Source organism: Rhodopirellula bahusiensis (assembly GCF_002727185.1).
Taxonomy (GTDB): domain Bacteria; phylum Planctomycetota; class Planctomycetia; order Pirellulales; family Pirellulaceae; genus Rhodopirellula; species Rhodopirellula bahusiensis.
Genome location: NZ_NIZW01000017.1, coordinates 134,135 through 150,050, shown reverse-complemented (window position 1 = coordinate 150,050; position 15,916 = coordinate 134,135). Strand labels below are relative to the sequence as shown.

Below are 15,916 nucleotides of genomic sequence, written 5' to 3'. Positions count from 1 at the left end.
CCCAGTTCGGTCATAGTGAAACACGGGCTCCCAAGTGAAGCCCGAATTGTCTCGATCCCCCCAGCCCGCTAAACTTGCACCCGTCGACCAACCCCGCCCATCGAATCGATTCGCATGGGACGCACGTTGCGGGTGTTGGCGGTGAACCAAACTCCATGTGGGTGGCATTCGTTGCCCAACGCTTCCTGTATTTCCTCCTGTCGTTCTGAGCAAACTCACATGTCAGCCATCACCGAGCAAATGCAGGGTGAAGTATTGATCGTTGGATTCACCGACAATGCCCTTCGCGACGCACAACGGATCGAGGTTGTGGGCCGCGAAATGCAAGAAATTGTGCCGCAGGCAATCCACAAAAAAATGTTGATCGACTTCTCCGGCCTGGCGTTCATGTCGTCGGCGATGATCAACAAACTGATCTTGCTGAACAAAAGCTGCAAAGCCCAAGGCGTCGCGCTGAAGTTCTGCAACGTGTCACCATTGGTGATGGAAGTCTTCCGCATCGTGAATCTGGGCAAATTGATCGACATCCAAGGCGATCAAGAGGTTGCCGTGGCCAGCTTTGACAAGAAGGGCTGGTTCGGCGGCAAGAAATGACCTCCGCCGACGATTCCACTCCAGGTTCGTTCTCGGCGCCGTCAGATTCCAAGCCGGAGCGGTCTGATTCGCAGTGGATGCGGATGCTCGAGGCCGAACGCCAATCGATCGCTGGCGATTTGCATGATGAGTTGCTGCCCTATCTTTTCGCCGCCGCAGGTTCACTCGCGTCGCTTCAGCGGCAACACCCCGAGCTGAAAACAAAGCTCGAACAGCCCGCGAAATGGATCGACCAAGCTCGCGAAATTGCTCGTCAAATCATGAGCGGGGCGGCGCTGCCCAACGATCTTTCGAATGGGCCGCTGGTGGCCGCGAAAGCGTTCTTGGACTCGGTGGTTCTGATCGCTGACGAGTCCCCATCATTGTCCGTCCAGTGGAAACATCTGGACGCCAGTGCCCAGTTCGCCTGGAATGAATCGCAGACAATCGCTGTCTACCGAATCGTTTGCGAAGCGGTCCGCAACGTCGTTCGACATGCAAAAGCCAGCGAGTTGATCGTGGCTTGGGATGCGAGTGAATCAGGCTGGACGGTTGCGATTCAAGACAACGGAAAAGGTTTGGACCTGCAATCCGTTTCAAAATCGTCGCACGGGATCACGCTGATGCGCGAGCGGGCTCGAGCCGCAGGATTGCAATTTCAGATCACCGGGACCGAGGGTTCCGGTACCCGAGTGATCGTGTCTCAATCGCCGTAGCTCGCTTCGCGTGATACGACCCGCATCCGATGGCGATCGACTGTTCTCAGCCGACTTTGCGGCGGGCGGAGACGGATTCGCTGAGGTCGCTGAAGAGTTGCTCGGTGGTTTCCCAACCGATGCAAGCGTCGGTGACGCTGAGACCTTGCACCAACGGTGAGGCACTGAGCTTTTGGTTGCCTTCAAGCAGGTTGCTCTCGATCATTACACCCATGATGCGCTGATCTCCATCGGATACCTGAGCACAAATGTCGCGACAAACATACGATTGACGCTTGAAGATCTTGCGACTGTTCGCGTGGCTGCAATCGATCATGATTCGCGGTGGCAGGTCGGCTTTTTCGAGCAAGCCCGATGCCATGTCGATGCTGGCGGCGTCGTAGTTGGTGTACTTGCCACCTCGCAAAATGATGTGGCAGTCTGGGTTGCCGGTTGTGGCGAAGATGGCCGAGGTGCCTTCTTTCGTGACCGACAAAAAGTGGTGTGGACGGCGGGCGGAGCAGATTGCATCCACCGCGATCTGAACGTTGCCGCTGGTTCCGTTTTTGAATCCGACCGGGCAAGACAGCCCCGACGCCAATTCGCGGTGACCCTGGCTCTCGGTCGTGCGAGCACCGATGGCTCCCCAGCCCACCAGATCGGCCACGTATTGAGGGCTGATCAGGTCCAGGAACTCGGTTCCGGTCGGCAAACCCATCGCGTTGATGTCGCTGAGCAGACGCCGTGCAGTTCGCAATCCGTGGTTGATTTCGAAGCTGTCATCCAGTTTCGGGTCGTTGATCAGACCCTTCCAACCCACGGTGGTGCGGGGTTTTTCGAAGTAGACCCGCATGACGATCAGAAGATCCTCGGCGTGCTTCTTCTGCTCCACAGCCAACTTTTCGGCGTACTGGCGGGCGGAGTCTGGATCATGGATCGAGCACGGTCCGACGACGACCAGCAAACGATCGTCCTTCTTTTGAAGCACGTTTTGAATCGCTGCACGCCCGTCAGCAACGGTTTGCGAGATTTCGTCGCTGGCCGGGATTTCCGACAACAAATCACTGGGTGACATCAGGTTTTTGATGGCGCCGATACGAAGATCATCGGTGCGGATCATGAGCTTGCAGTGGGTTCAAAAGGAATGTGTGGGGAAAACCTATCGTAGTTCAATTCGAAAAGATTGGAACGAGCCATCGATTCAGCGTCGGCGCCGTGAGCGGCGGTTCATTGTTTCTGTTCGGCGTCGGGCTGTTTCAAGGTCGCGTGCACGTGATCCACGACCAATTCGACGTCCGGGCCAGGTTGGTAGATCAACACACTGACCATCTTGATGCGGGTCATGTCCAGCTCGCGATCTTTCGGTCCGTTGATAATGGATTGACGAGGGAAAACAACGTGTTGAGGTTCGCCCGATCGGAGCGTCACGTAGTGTTTGGCGACGTCTTCGTGGTAGTCCTCATGGTCTTCGTCGATGACTTTGACGATCAATTCCCACGTTCGGTCGGGCTGTTCCGGCTGGACGAGGTCCGCGGGTGGCTGTTTGGAATTCAGCACGATATCGAGTTCCAGCGTTTCCACTTCGGACCAATCCGAAGCAACTTCCAGCAGCGTCATCGCGGGATGCGGGGCATCCTTGGGAGTCCATTTCAAAGCGAATTCGCCGTCGGTCACGTTGGACTTGGTGCGCCCTCGCCGGCCGCGATTGAAATGCCAGCGAGTGATTTCGATGGGGGTTTCAAAAGAGGCAATGCGAGGGAAGTCCGAATCGACTTTCAAACAGTCGCGAATGATTGTGAAGGGGCCCCACCATGTCAGTCCAATGAAGATTGCACCGAGCAGTTGCAGTGCGCGTCGTCCCACTGATGATTCCAATCCGCTGGCGGCAAACCATGCCGTCGCGGCTAGGATTCCGAGTCCGTTGGCGATCGCATCGTGAACCGAAGCGGACCGACCAATCATGCCTTGCAGCATCTCGACAAGGGTGCCCGCGACAAACAAGGTCGCCGCGATGAACGCCAGCCTGATTGCCCAGGCAGTCGTACCAAACGTTCGCGGCCGCATCGATTGCAACAAGACCAAAGTCAACAATGTCAGCCCCGCGAAAAGTGGGGCGTGAACCATGTTGCCGATCGATCCGGCCATGCGTCCTGAGAACGGAATGGGGACCAGTAATCCAACCAAAGCGACCAAGAAGCATCCAGGTAGCGCCAGCCAAATCAAGCGAGAAGATCGGCTTTGAGTCACGATGGTTGCCGGCTTTCGATCACTATCGTCGCAGGTTGAGCAGCTCGTCGATGAGCTGCTGCGTGGTCGTGATCACTCGGCTGTTGCCCCGGTACTGAGTGCTGGCGAGGACCAGTTCGACCAAGTCCTTGCCGATGTCCGTGTTGGATAATTCCAGGGCACCACCGATTACCGTGCCGATGCCGTTCTCGCCGGGTTGACCGATGACGGGCAAACCGGTGTTCACGCCTTCGGCGTAAAGGTTCAAACCACGAGCTTCCAAACCGGCGGGGTTGGCAAAACGTGCCAATTGAAGCTGGCCCAAGTCTCGCGAAATACCGTTGCTGAACACACCGCGAATGGTTCCGTCATCACCCACTGCGAAGCTGTTCAGAACCCCTGGTTCGCTACCGTCCTGCTGCGTCGCAGCAAGCGTGGCTTCTTCCGTTGCCAAACCGGAAACGAGCGAGAAGTCCATTTCAAATTGCAATGGCGAAACGCTGGGCACGCCTTGGCGGTTGATCGAGATCGTTTCTTCGGTCGCGGTCACGAAGTTGCCGTTTCCGTCGAACTGAATCAAGCCTGTACCGACCGTGATGTCCGTGCTGCCGGTCACCGAGTTGTCAGGACTGTCCGCATACCACCGATAGACCGTGGCTTGGTCGGTGCGGCTTTCCAGCGTCGCAGAAACGCGGACGTTGATTGGCACACCGAGCGAGTCATAAACCACGAAGTCACTCGAAGCACTTTGGCCAATCGCTTCTTGTTGCACGCCGAATGCCAAGTTGGGCGTGCTGATTTGGCCCAGTTCGTCAGTCAATCGGAAAGCAGACAGCTCGATGTCGACCGCGTTGGCTTCGCCGTTGTTGGAAACCAGTCGAATCTTTCCGTCTTGGATGTAAGCACCCGCCGTCAAATCGCCCGACTCGCCTTCGATGTTGTTTTCCGATCGAGGAATCGGGTTCGCGGCGTCGATCTGCAACGTTTGAATGCCGGAGGCGTCCGCGACGAAGTCCAGCAAGTCTTGCATCGTGCTGGTTGAAGTGATTTCCAGTTCCTTCGTGCCCAGGTTCGAACCGCCTTTTCGACCGGTGTAGCTCAACGTTCCTTCGCTGAAGATCTGTTCGTAGGTTAATCCATCACGGCGAAGCACATCGGTCAACAATGTGTTCGAGTTCACCGCGGGACCGTCCATGTCCAGCAACTGATTGCTGGGATCGGATAGATCAGAAATCTCTGCGTCCGTTTGCGCATCGGTGAAGGTTTCACCGGGAGCAACTTCACCGACCAAGTAGAAGTTGTTTTGGTCACCGGCAAGGTTTCGATAGATGCGAACCGAGTCATAGGCGGGGAACCCACCGCCGGATGGAGGCGTTGGAGGCGTTGGAAAATCGCTCAACGTGATGCGGCCATCGACAACGCTCTTGGGACCCAAGTACGAACTTGGACGACTTTCTGGGTCGCCCGCGCTGTAGTAAGTCACCATGTAGGTGTAGTTGCCCGTCAGCGTGTCTTCGTCGATCGCTGTTCCCGACAACGCCGTCGAGCCATCATCGTTGAACGTGCCGCCAGCAGTCGCCGAAGCGAGGAATTCAAACTCGGTTCCGTTGGGGCCGGTGCGATAGATGTTGACCGTTGGGAAGTCGCCGCCCAACGGGTCTTGTGGCAGGTTGCTCAGGTCCACATTGCCGTTGGTTCCGACTGTGAATGAACGTGCGGCGCTTGGCTTTGTTTCATTGCCGCTGGCGTCGACCAAAGCGAATTTGTACTGGTACGTTCCCGCCGTGAGCGAACCCGCGCCAACGGTGCCGGAGACGGTCGTGTGGTCGGCGATGGGCGACGTCTCAACGGAGATACCGCTGGCGTCTGGACGTGGGACCTGGCTGTCGCCCAGGTGAAGACTTTCGATCACTTGTCCCGCGGAGGCGACATCGCCTTCGGGGGTCAGTGTGCCTTCGAACGTAACATTCTCGGTCGCTTTGGCAACGGTTTTGGTTCCCAAGGGAACGGACAACGGGACCAGCGAATCGGTTTGCAAACGGAACTGTTCATCGATGCCGTAACCGAGCAGTCGTTGGCCGGTTGCGTTGACGAGTTCCGCGTCACTGTTGAGTTTGAAAATACCGTTTCGCGTGTACAGCTTTTCGCCGTCGGCAGCTTCGACCTGGAAAAATCCATCGCCCTGAATCGCGAGGTCACTGCTACTGCTGCTGATTTCAATCGTGCCCTGGTTGTGGTTGGCAGCGATTTCCGCGACCTGAACACCCAGACCGATTTGCCGGGGGTTGGTACCACCGTTGTTGGCCGAAGGACCGGCTCCGAGCGACAACGTTTGAAGGAACTGTGTTGCGAAGACCGCATCGGATGATTTGAAACCGACCGTTTGCGAGTTCGCCAGGTTGTTGCCGATCACATCGATCTGTGTTTCGGCAGCACTCAGTCCGGTCAGGGCAGTCGTCAGGGCTGATTGAAGTCCCATCGGCGAACATCTCCACGGTTTTCAGTAGGTCATACAACGCAAACTCAAACCTGTAGATCGGCCGAACTAATCGGCAAACTTTACTCAGTTTGAATTTGACGGATATTCTCTATCTCCATCGTCTTCTGACCCACGTGAACTTTGACCGAACGTGTCTGGTTATCGTCATTTGTTTCAACGGTGATCTTGTCGACCACACCCGTCGTGTTGGACTGATCGTCCGCCAATCCCGTTACGGTGCGCCCGATCAAACCGCTGGCGGTCACCAGTTGTTGGCTATTGGAAAGGTCGCTCAACGTGTTGGTCAGTTCGTCGGTCGCGCCGATTTCACGAATCTGTGCGATTTGCTGGACCATTTGGGCGTTGTCGACCGGGTCCAAAGGATCCTGGTTCTGCAATTCATTGATCAGCAATTGCAGAAAACTGTCGACGTCCAGCGAGTTGTACCCCTCGTTGGCGCTGTCGCTGATTTGGGAAGCCTGTTCGCTCGACGAGAAACTGGAGGCGGCGGAGGCACCGGTTATTTGACTAGCAGCGGACATATTCGCGTTTCCAAGATGGGAAGATCCGCTCACGCGAAAACAACGCGGCGGAGATCGTTTGCATAGCAATTTCGGGGATTCTGACGCGAGTCCATTTCTTTGGGGCTCGGCCATTTCTACCTATCGGCGAACGGAGTGCTTCACCTAAACTCGTCCGAACGCGACCAAGAATGATTCGAGGTCCGCCCCTTCGACGCTCAGCCACCGGAACGGAGTCCTTCGGCATGGAAGCCAAAAACATCCGCCAATTCGTATCTGCACGTCTCGATGTCCAGATGCCATTGGGCAACGTCTTGGTTTGTTTGGCAATGTTGGCTTGCTTGGCAACGCAAGCCGACGCGGCCAACTATCGAACCCGCAACTTCATCGTCGAAGCCCCTTCACAGCAGCTAGCAAAATCCGTTGGTGATGCCGCGGAAAAGTACCGCGACGACCTGGCGAGCTACTGGACCGGCCAACCTTTGCCTCCGTGGCCAACCCCCTGCCCCGTTCGCGTTGTGGCTGGCAATTTGCCTGCTCAAGGTGTGACCACATACAACCCGGCTCCCGTTCGCGACTTTCAAATGGAAGTCGTTGGAACTCCCGAACGCATCCTCGACAGCGTGTTGCCGCACGAAGTCACTCACACGGTTTTGGCGACCCACTTTGGTCGACCTTTGCCGCGTTGGGCCGACGAAGGTATCTGCACGACCGTCGAACATGATTCCGAAAAAGCCAAACACGAAGCCAAGCTGCGTGAGTTCCTCTCCACGCGTCGCGGCATCGCAATGAACCAGTTGTTCCTGTTGACCGAGTACCCTTCGGACGTGTTGCCGATGTACGCCCAAGGTTACTCCGTGTGCCGATTTTTGATCGAGCAACAAGGCCCCGAAACGTTCATTGATTTCTTGGGCGAATACATGCAGCGTGGATCGTGGACCCACAACGTTCAGAAACACTACGGCTACGATTCGCTGGCCGAGCTCCAGGAATTCTGGTTGGCTTGGGTCGAAGCCGGCAGCGGACCAGTCGCTCAGTTTGCCAAACGCACTCCTCGCGGCAGTCAACCTGGTTCGGCCGGAGGCGAAATCGCTTTGGCGAGTGCCACCGGACCAATGGACTCAGCGGCAACTTCGCGAGTCGCTCCCGCCACCGCGTTGGCAGCGGCCGGCACGATGCAACGTGGCCAACTGGCATCCGCCAACAATTCGTCGGCCGAATCGAATGGTTCGTCGTCGTCGTGGTATGTCCGCCAACTCAATCGCGAAGAAGATCGTTCGCCAGTGGAATCGATTCCCACCGGCAACAGCGCTCCGATCGCACGAGCCAACCCAAGCAATTTAAACGCTGATGCGTCGAAGCCTCGTTGGATGCCGCCATCGGTCAAATCCAGTGGTCGCTATTCGGTGTCGACTCCTCAAGGCGAAAGCAGCGGATCGTTTGGTGGCAACCGTTGGCGTTGATCCGTCGGCTGGAAACATGTTTCTCACGGGAAATTGATGACATCGACCGCGTCCAGCGAACCGTTTGTCTTTGCACCCAGTGGCTCCGCTGCGAATGGATCCGCTGGAATCGGTTCGTCCGCGCGCGGAACCTCGTCTTCCGGACCAGCTAATCAGTCGCCTCATTCGCTGGTCGACCAGGCGCGACACGAGATCACTCACATTGTTCGCGAGGTCGCTGCGGCTTCGCACGAACCGCGAAAGAAGGCCGACTACTTTCGGTTTCTGGCCGATCGCCTGCTGCGAGCGATGGCCGGTCACGGCGTGGTCATTTGGACTCGTCCCGTTGAAGAAGACTCAACGGTCAATGACTACGCGGTCGAGCATCGTCTCGGTCGAGTGACCGATCTTGCTTTGGTGGATGAAGCCGAACAGGTTCACCAGTGTCTGCTTGCTGAAGTTGCGACGGGAGGTGCTCCGGTCGTTGTGCCACCCACGCCGGGCGCGGACCAAGTCGACGTCCCCGCCAATCCTCTGCCCTACCCCGCGGCGATTGTTCCGATTCGGATTGATCCGTCGTCGGCAATCCCAGAAGGTTTGATCGAAGTCTTTTTGGATGAGGGAGGGACAGCGGCGAGCCAACGTGGTGCTCTTCGGTTCCTCGCTCAAATGTCGGATCTCGCCGGCGAATTCCTGCGCATACGCCGGCTGAAGAAACTCAGCCAATTGCTCGATGCGACGGGACGGGTCGACGAAGCCGTCCAATGTTTGCATCGAATGACGTCAACGCGAACCATCCAAGCAGCTTGGGTCGATTCCGCGGCAGAGCTATTGCGACTGCCGCGAGTTGCACTGTGCCGGGTTGATACGGCTCAGCCGCAAATCGTTGCGGTCAGTCACGTCGACCGCATCGATCGACACAGCGGATCCGCGAAAGCGATCTGCCGGGCGACAAAGCTTCGCCTCCAAACACAACACGGACTTTGGTTCGCTGATTGTCAAAACTCTTCGGCGCAGTCCGATTCGGACGAAACGCTCGTTGAAAACGCTGAATCGTCATCGAATGCATCTTCATCGCCCAACGAACCATCGTGGGTGGTTGCCTCGCATCCAGATTCGCAGTGGCGGCTTGTTGGATTTGCATCGAATGAAACGGAGTATCTGGCGGAAGAAATCTATTGGGGCACGCTGAATCGTTTGCTTGTCGGCGGAGCTTCGGCGTGGACCGCTGCACGCCGCATCGAATGCCTGCCAGCTGGGAAATGGTTCGCACGTCTGTTGGTGGAACCGGATTCGATGCCGACCGATGCCGTTCGATCGTCAAGCTTCGGCTCGAGTGGCAAAAACTCTCGGCTCGTGCGATCTCGCCTGCGGAAAGCGGTGACAGGATTCGCTGCGATGCTATCCATCGCTATTCTCATGTGTTTGCCAATGCCGAGTTTGGTGCCGGTCACGGGAGTCATCCGGCCGGTCGAGTTGGACACGTATCACGCCTCCAGTGATGCGGTCGTCGATTCGTTGCACGTTGATCACGGCCAATTGGTGAAGCGCGGTGACGTCTTGGCGACGCTTCTGTCCACTGATTTGCAAGAGCAAGAAACCAGTTTGCTGGGCCGTCAAGCCGTGCTGATGCGACAGCAAGAGCAGGTCAATCAAACATTGATGTCGCGGCCTTCCGCCCAATCCAATTCGGAACCGATTCACGACGGACGCGAAGTCGAAGAAGAAATCGAGTCGATCCAACGGCAGCTGACAATCATTCGCGAGTCCAAGGACCGGTTGATCCTCAGGGCTCTTCGCGATGGACGTGTCGACGCGTGGCGATTGCAGGAACGGTTGGCCAATCGGCCGTTGCGCCGTGGGGACGCGGTGTTGAACGTGATCGCCGAAGACACCGATTGGGTCGTTGATGCACGTGTGCCGCAAACCCGATTGCAAACCGTCGACGAGGCTCTGCAATCCGAGGCTTTAACCGCCGACGTCGGCACGGCTTGGTCCAGCGAAATGAATCTGTCCGCGACCGCGGAGCGTTTTGGTCCGATCGTCCCGGATCCCACCGATGGAACTCCGTCGGTGGTGATGCGATTGGGATTGGAACAACCGCCCACACTTGGTGATCAACCACTCGCTGAAATGCCCGCTCGAGTCACGCTTCATTGCGGGCACACTCCGGTGGGATGGTTCTTGGTCCAGGACGTGGTGCATTGGTGCCAGGTCCAATGGGGAGGCTATTTCTGATGCGACATGCCGTCAAAACAATCGTTTGCCTGATCGCTGGACTCTGTGCCTCGACACCAGTCCACGCTGCCGATCCGGTTGAACAAGGCCAGGTGAAAACCAACGTGGTCGAAGTTCGTGATGTCGTGGTTGATTTCCGTCAACAAGTCGACGTGCCGGCGCTGCAAAGCGGTGCGGTGGCGGAACTGAGCGTGCGCCCCAATCAATTTATTCGTCAAAAGGATGTGCTTGGACGATTGGATTCGCAGTCTTTGGTCATTCGACGTCGGGCCGCTTCGCTGCAGTATGAATCCGCCAAGCTGATCACCAGCGACGATCTCGAAATGCAATTCGCGGAGACTTCGCTCGCCGAAGCGGAGGCGGAATTGGAAGCCAGCAATGCGACCGATCAAAAGTTCAACGGTGCGGTCTCGTCGAATCAATTGCGGCGAATGCGATTGGCGGTGGAACGTGCTCGTTTGGAAGTCGCTCGAACGAAAAAGCAAATTCGCCAAGCCGAGATTGACACTCAGCTTGCTGCCGCCGATCTCGCGTTGATCGATGATGAGTTGGCTCAATTGAATTGCGTCAGCCCCATCGATGGCGTCGTTTTGACGGTGCATCGTGAGGCCGGTGAATGGATCGCGAAAGGCCAACCTTGGGTGACCGTTGCCTCCGCGGGTGAGTTGACGTTGCACGCGTTGGTGGATGCGGATGAGCTTTCGCCGGCGACCTGCGTTGGTCTGGATGTCAGCGTGCACTGGGGGAACGAAGCCGATGGGACCGCGAAGATGTTGGCGGGGAAAATCACTTCGGTGGATCCGACTCGCTTGCCCGGCAATCGCTTTCGTTTGCACGCCGAAGTTCAAAATCGAAGACAAACCCATGACGGTTCGGTGCCGCCGCGGACCGCGATTGTTCCGGGGTCGGGACACAGCGTCGACCAGCATTGGCAGTTGTTACCCGGTGCCCAAGTCACCATGCGTATCTATCGCTCTCGTGACGAAATGGCTTGGCGAATGGATCGCGAGCGATCTCGACCGTATGGCGGGAACGTGCGATGAATTCATCTCACGATGCATCGGCCCTCCGTCAGGACTTGCACGCCTTGCCGTTGCCCGATGGTCGCGGATTGGTCGTGGTCGATGACATCGGTGGACGCTTCGCTCGCACGACCAAACGCATTTGGCAAACGCTGCAGGGTTCGAAATCCCAAGAATCCGGTGCACCGTCGCCGTCCGATTCGATGTTCTGGCACCAAGCCAAAGCGGCCGGGTGGCTCAAACGAACTGATGTGGAAGCATCAACCGCTCGGTCTCGTTGGTGGCATTCACCACTGTCCTTTCGTATTCCGCTGGCGTCGATCGATCCGGTGGCCCGTCGTTTGGTCCCGATCAGCGGGCTGGTTTTTTCGCCGCTGGCGGTGGCCTTGTTCAGCATCGCTGGCTTGGTGTCGCTGCTGTTTTGGATGGTGCGCTGGCAGCAATGGGCGGGGTCAGTGCCTTCGCTGCAAACCTACTTGGCATCTCTGCAGCCACTGACGATCGCAGCCACATTTGTACTCACCAAGACCGCTCACGAACTCGGGCATGCCGTTCTTTGTCGGCGACTTGGTTCGCGCTGCGGTGTGATCGGTGTGTGGTGGTTGTGCTTCATGCCGTGTCCCTACGTCGACGTCACCGATGTGTGGCGACAACCCAACGCGGCACGACGCGGTGCGGTGATGGCGGCCGGGATTTGGGTGGAGTGGATCATCGCGATGGTGGCGTTGTGGGTTTGGTGGTTGGCACCTTCTCACGAAGTCCGCATGACGGCGATGAATGTCGTTCTGGTTTGCGGGGTCAGCACTGTTTTGTTCAACGCCAATCCGCTGATGCGATACGACGGCTATTTCATTCTGAGTGATCTGCTCGACTCACCAAACTTGCGAGAAGAAGCACGACGTGGTCTTCGGTCGCTCCTTGTCTCGCCAGTGAGACGTTGGCATCGATATGGCAAACGAGTTTGGTCGTTAGCCGGCTATCACATCGCGTCCAAGCTGTATCGAATATCAATCAGCATTGCGATCGCCACATTTATATTGCAGTGGGCAGTCGGGTGGGGATTGTGGCGAATCGCCATCGTCGTCGTTGCTTTCGCTGTCGTTCGCTACGCAATCGGTGGCATTCGAAATTTGTTCCGAATGATTCGGGGAAGTGGTACTTGGACGGGAGTCCCTGGCGGGCGACGCGTTGGGCTGGCGATCTGCTTTTGCATCGCGGTCGTGTCCATCTTGATGGTTCCCTTTCCCCGATATCGACACATCACGGGGACCGTTCGGGTTCGAGATGCCGTGTTGGTTTATTTGCCCCGAGGCGGAGTCATTCAATCGGTCCACGTTCGCGTTGGCGACCGAGTTGAGATGGGGCAACCGTTGGCGGAGGTCTCCGATCCGGCGTTGCAGTTGAAGCTCGAGAAAACACGGGGCCAACACTCGGTGATCCAAGAACGTGTGCATGCGATGCGATTGGCTTCGCTGCGGACAGGGATCTCCTCCAGAGACTGGCAAACCTTGGAAGCGGCGTCCGCATCGTTGTCATCGAGTCAGACGCAGTTGCAGAATCGGGTCGATGCTTTGAGTTTGTTCAGCCCGAAGTCGGGTTTGGTGCTAGCCTCATCAAACTCCGCAACGCCCGAATCCAGCCTTCGCGATTGGCGTATGGATGACCCGTTCACGCTCCGGCCGACCGTCGGGCAAACGACCGAAGACCGAATTCCATGGTGCCGGATCGCTTCCGATGCTCGGTTGGAAGTTGTCTTAGAAATCAACGCCTCGGATCGAGATCGCATTGCGAAAGATTCGCCGGTACGCCTGACGTCTTCGTCGATGCCTGGCAGAAAGGTTGAAACGACTGTTCGCGTTGTGTCGCCCATGGAATTGGCAAGTGAGGCCACCGCTTCTCCCAAGGTAGAAGAAGAATCGGCTTACGAAGCCGTGTGTGATTTTCCGATCGGGAACGCGTTGGAGCCCCATGAGGCCGGGTTGCGGGCGAATCCCTCGACCACTGATCGGGAACTCGACGTGTTGCTACGCTGGGACGGAGCCAGTTGCCAAGCGGTGCTTCGGTTGCCTCCGCAACCATTGTGGAAAGATGCAAAGCATTCCATCGAACGGTTGATGGGCATCTGAGCCTCTCGCCGTCCCGATTCCTTTGCCGTCTTCAACGTGTCTGATTCTTCCAATTCATCACCGGAGTTCGGGCCTTCGTGGCCGTCAGTTGACGAGAGGATGTCGCTTCCGATGTCGGATGGCGTTCACCCCTGTTTTTGGCCGGTCGAAGAATTGGAAAAACGCTGCCAATTGCGGACCCAATCTCGCAGCGGCCCGGGCGGGCAACATCGAAATCGAACCGCCTCGGGAGCGTTTCTGACATTTGATACGGGGGTCCCCGAGATCGGCGCGATCACGGCGGAGGCGACCGAGCAGCGACAGCAGGCTCGCAACCGATCGACGGCGCTCGTTCGAATGCGGTTTCTGCTGGCGGTCACGCTTCGATCACGCTCGCCGGCGGAACCTGGCGTGGATGTGAAAGCCGACAACTTTTCGGAAGTGGAACTGGAATTGCGTGCACGCTATCGCGGTTCACCGATGAAGCTCAATGACGAGAATGTCGCGAAACCGGCCGTGCTGACCTTGGTGCTCAACGACCTGTGGTACGCGGGCGGTCAGCCGAGTTTGATTTCCGCTCACTGGAAGACATCGACCAGCAAACTGGTGAACCTTGTCCGGTCGCATCCCCCGGCGTTTCGATTGGTTAATCAAGTCAGGCAGCATCACTCACGACCACCCTTGCGGTGAAACAACATGATCCCGATTCGCGATGACATTCCCAGCCGCACGACGCCGGTCGTCAACTACTTGGTGATCGGTTTGTGTGCGCTCGCTTTCTTGGCTCAGCAAACCTCTTCCGACCAAAGCCAAGGAATCGTCAGTGGATTCGCAATGGTTCCGTTGCGATTGACCGATCCTGATACGACGCCGGTTATGCAGCAACCCGTCGCCGTGCAAACGCCTCGTGGAGTGGAGGTGGTGGAAGTCCGTCAAGAGATCGGTCCTCCCGCCGTGCCAGCTTGGGCGACGCTGATCACTTGCATGTTTTTGCACGGTGGTTGGATGCATTTTCTGGGCAACATGTGGTTCTTGTATATCTTCGGTGACAACGTCGAGGACCGGCTGGGGCACTTTGGATACGCATTGCTATACATCGGAACGGGGGTTCTGGCTGGGCTCGCGCATTTGCTCAGCGACCCGAGCAGTCCCGTACCGACGCTCGGTGCCAGCGGAGCGATCGCGGGTGTGATGGGAGCGTACGCGTTCCTGTACCCGCACGCTCGAGTGTTGGCCGTTCTTCCATTGATGTTCGTGTTCCCGACCTTTGTTCTGCCGGGGCCTGTGTTCCTGGGAATCTGGTTCGTGATCCAGCTCGTCAACAGTCTCGGTTCACTGGCCGGGGGAGAAGCAGGCGGAGTCGCCTGGTGGGCACACGCGGGAGGTTTCGTCGCCGGGGCCGCCGCTGCATTGCTGATCGGCCGCTCACCGCTGGGACACGAAGCGATCAAAGAACGGCGGTTCTGAGTCCGCCAAGACTTTTTGGCCGGCGGCGAATTGGTGATGACCAGCATCACATGAATTGAAAGCTGAGAAAGCATCCGAGGGCGACGCCCACCACGACACGTTTGCGTTCCCTGGAGTATCATGCTCCGCCCATGAACACTCCTACCTCGTCCCCACCCACCTCAACTGACGACACCTCCCTCGGGCAAGCACCCGAGGCGGATCGAGCATCGCATCCCTTTGCGATGGCGGTGTGCTTGCGCGTCGTTGTCGTTGTGCAGTGTTTTGGCTTGGGAGCTCGCTATCTGTTTTCTTCGTTGGAAACTGAAAGCGATGTTTATGGATGGCTGTATTTCGATTGTGATTGGCCGGAATCAATCGCCCAGTCGATCGACAACATGGGTGCTTTGACGACTTTGTTCGCCGGCGGGATTTTGTGTCTGAATGGTTTGTTGTTGCAAAAATCGTCGAGCGATTCTTCTTGGACTCGTATCGCAGGTTGGATGGATCGGGCGGCAGCGGTTTGGATCGCGATTTGGATGCTGTTGATCGCTGCAGCTCACATGATGCGAGCAGCGGTCTTCGCGGAATTGTCGCTTTTTGAACATGCGGTCCGATACCACGCTCCGTTGGCGTTGGCTGTTTGCGGCGGAATGGGCGTTGCGGCGTGCGTTTCCTCAGCCCGGACCCGAATCGCGGTGATCCTATTGGCCGTCGCCGCCTCGCTCACCTTCGCGGCGCACGGGTACAAGGCCTACGAGTGTTATGCTCCTTTCATTGACCTGATTTTGTTGTCTGACATGCAGTGGACGGAGGCGGGAATCACTCAAGCGAACGCGGAGAAACTGTTGGTTGCGATCGGAATTGCTGATATCCTTGTCGCCTTGGTTTTGCTGGTTTTCCGCTCCCGATTCGCGACGTTTTACATGGTCGTTTGGGGTTTGGTGACCGCAGCGAGTAGAATGACCGCTCTCGGGTTGGAGGCTTGGCCCGAGACGCTGATCCGGATCGCAAACGGTGGTGTTCCACTTGTTATCTTGATCCACTGGACGGCGAAGCGAAAATAGCCTCGACTCCCGCCACCCCACCCCAACTCCCACCGCGTTTGCCATCCCACATGGCATCTGACGCACCCCACCCACCATCGAATTGACTCGCTGATGAGATCC

At 57.3% G+C, this 15,916-nt stretch carries 13 protein-coding genes; 9 read left to right on the top strand and 4 right to left on the bottom strand.

The features are described 5' to 3' along the window. The first annotated feature begins 219 nt into the window (after positions 1-219). Positions 220-594 (top strand): STAS domain-containing protein, encoded by a 375-nt coding sequence (locus tag CEE69_RS20935; protein WP_007324404.1) that lies wholly within the window; start codon positions 220-222, stop codon positions 592-594. Further along, complete coding sequence (locus tag CEE69_RS20930; RefSeq protein ID WP_099262560.1) at positions 591-1,289, top strand: sensor histidine kinase; 699 nt, start codon at positions 591-593, stop codon at positions 1,287-1,289. Before CEE69_RS20935 ends, CEE69_RS20930 begins: the two co-directional genes overlap by 4 nt. A 46-nt stretch (positions 1,290-1,335) precedes the next feature. Here the strand turns inward: CEE69_RS20930 and CEE69_RS20925 are convergent, their stop codons facing one another. The 4 genes from CEE69_RS20925 to CEE69_RS20910 all read right to left on the bottom strand — a co-directional run bounded on the left by CEE69_RS20925 (position 1,336) and on the right by CEE69_RS20910 (position 6,515). Beyond that, positions 1,336-2,388, bottom strand: a complete 1,053-nt coding sequence (locus tag CEE69_RS20925) for a 3-deoxy-7-phosphoheptulonate synthase (protein ID WP_099262559.1) — start codon at positions 2,386-2,388, stop codon at positions 1,336-1,338. A gap of 107 nt (positions 2,389-2,495) precedes the next feature. After that, the gene (locus CEE69_RS20920; RefSeq protein ID WP_099262604.1) at positions 2,496-3,392 is read right to left on the bottom strand and encodes a VanZ family protein; all 897 of its coding nucleotides are present in this window, start codon (positions 3,390-3,392) and stop codon (positions 2,496-2,498) included. Between the two features lie 145 nt (positions 3,393-3,537). Beyond that, complete coding sequence (locus CEE69_RS20915) at positions 3,538-5,973, bottom strand: flagellar hook-basal body complex protein (RefSeq protein ID WP_099262558.1); 2,436 nt, start codon at positions 5,971-5,973, stop codon at positions 3,538-3,540. A gap of 80 nt (positions 5,974-6,053) precedes the next feature. Continuing rightward, a complete protein-coding gene (locus CEE69_RS20910) occupies positions 6,054-6,515 on the bottom strand; it encodes a flagellar hook assembly protein FlgD (RefSeq protein ID WP_099262557.1) in 462 nt (153 codons plus the stop codon). A gap of 224 nt (positions 6,516-6,739) precedes the next feature. On the opposite strand from CEE69_RS20910, the gene CEE69_RS20905 reads away from it, so the two are divergent. From CEE69_RS20905 to CEE69_RS20875, 7 genes are all read left to right on the top strand, one after another. Beyond that, on the top strand, positions 6,740-7,957 hold the full coding sequence (locus CEE69_RS20905; RefSeq protein ID WP_099262603.1) for a hypothetical protein: 1,218 nt from the start codon (positions 6,740-6,742) through the stop codon (positions 7,955-7,957). Between the two features lie 36 nt (positions 7,958-7,993). Beyond that, a complete protein-coding gene (locus CEE69_RS20900) occupies positions 7,994-10,174 on the top strand; it encodes an HlyD family efflux transporter periplasmic adaptor subunit (protein ID WP_099262556.1) in 2,181 nt (726 codons plus the stop codon). After that, positions 10,174-11,217 carry an HlyD family secretion protein gene (locus tag CEE69_RS20895; RefSeq protein ID WP_099262555.1) on the top strand — a complete coding sequence of 348 codons (1,044 nt, stop codon included), beginning with the start codon at positions 10,174-10,176 and terminating at the stop codon, positions 11,215-11,217. Before CEE69_RS20900 ends, CEE69_RS20895 begins: the two co-directional genes overlap by 1 nt. Beyond that, positions 11,214-13,322 carry a biotin/lipoyl-binding protein gene (locus tag CEE69_RS20890; RefSeq protein WP_099262554.1) on the top strand — a complete coding sequence of 703 codons (2,109 nt, stop codon included), beginning with the start codon at positions 11,214-11,216 and terminating at the stop codon, positions 13,320-13,322. Before CEE69_RS20895 ends, CEE69_RS20890 begins: the two co-directional genes overlap by 4 nt. Positions 13,323-13,421: 99 nt before the next feature. Continuing rightward, positions 13,422-13,991 (top strand): peptide chain release factor-like protein, encoded by a 570-nt coding sequence (locus tag CEE69_RS20885; RefSeq protein WP_099262553.1) that lies wholly within the window; start codon positions 13,422-13,424, stop codon positions 13,989-13,991. A gap of 6 nt (positions 13,992-13,997) precedes the next feature. Further along, positions 13,998-14,768 (top strand): rhomboid family intramembrane serine protease, encoded by a 771-nt coding sequence (locus tag CEE69_RS20880; RefSeq protein WP_099262552.1) that lies wholly within the window; start codon positions 13,998-14,000, stop codon positions 14,766-14,768. A 131-nt stretch (positions 14,769-14,899) separates the two neighbouring features. Then, the gene (locus CEE69_RS20875; protein ID WP_099262551.1) at positions 14,900-15,814 is read left to right on the top strand and encodes a hypothetical protein; all 915 of its coding nucleotides are present in this window, start codon (positions 14,900-14,902) and stop codon (positions 15,812-15,814) included. The last annotated feature ends 102 nt before the right edge of the window (positions 15,815-15,916 follow it).

Coding starts and splice junctions, on each gene's coding strand:
- CEE69_RS20935 (WP_007324404.1), top strand. CDS start 220: ATGTCAGCCATCACCGAGCAAATGCAGGGTGAAGTATTGATCGTTGGA.
- CEE69_RS20930 (WP_099262560.1), top strand. CDS start 591: ATGACCTCCGCCGACGATTCCACTCCAGGTTCGTTCTCGGCGCCGTCA.
- CEE69_RS20925 (WP_099262559.1), bottom strand. CDS start 2,388: ATGATCCGCACCGATGATCTTCGTATCGGCGCCATCAAAAACCTGATG.
- CEE69_RS20920 (WP_099262604.1), bottom strand. CDS start 3,392: ATGGTTCACGCCCCACTTTTCGCGGGGCTGACATTGTTGACTTTGGTC.
- CEE69_RS20915 (WP_099262558.1), bottom strand. CDS start 5,973: ATGGGACTTCAATCAGCCCTGACGACTGCCCTGACCGGACTGAGTGCT.
- CEE69_RS20910 (WP_099262557.1), bottom strand. CDS start 6,515: ATGTCCGCTGCTAGTCAAATAACCGGTGCCTCCGCCGCCTCCAGTTTC.
- CEE69_RS20905 (WP_099262603.1), top strand. CDS start 6,740: ATGGAAGCCAAAAACATCCGCCAATTCGTATCTGCACGTCTCGATGTC.
- CEE69_RS20900 (WP_099262556.1), top strand. CDS start 7,994: ATGACATCGACCGCGTCCAGCGAACCGTTTGTCTTTGCACCCAGTGGC.
- CEE69_RS20895 (WP_099262555.1), top strand. CDS start 10,174: ATGCGACATGCCGTCAAAACAATCGTTTGCCTGATCGCTGGACTCTGT.
- CEE69_RS20890 (WP_099262554.1), top strand. CDS start 11,214: ATGAATTCATCTCACGATGCATCGGCCCTCCGTCAGGACTTGCACGCC.
- CEE69_RS20885 (WP_099262553.1), top strand. CDS start 13,422: ATGTCGCTTCCGATGTCGGATGGCGTTCACCCCTGTTTTTGGCCGGTC.
- CEE69_RS20880 (WP_099262552.1), top strand. CDS start 13,998: ATGATCCCGATTCGCGATGACATTCCCAGCCGCACGACGCCGGTCGTC.
- CEE69_RS20875 (WP_099262551.1), top strand. CDS start 14,900: ATGAACACTCCTACCTCGTCCCCACCCACCTCAACTGACGACACCTCC.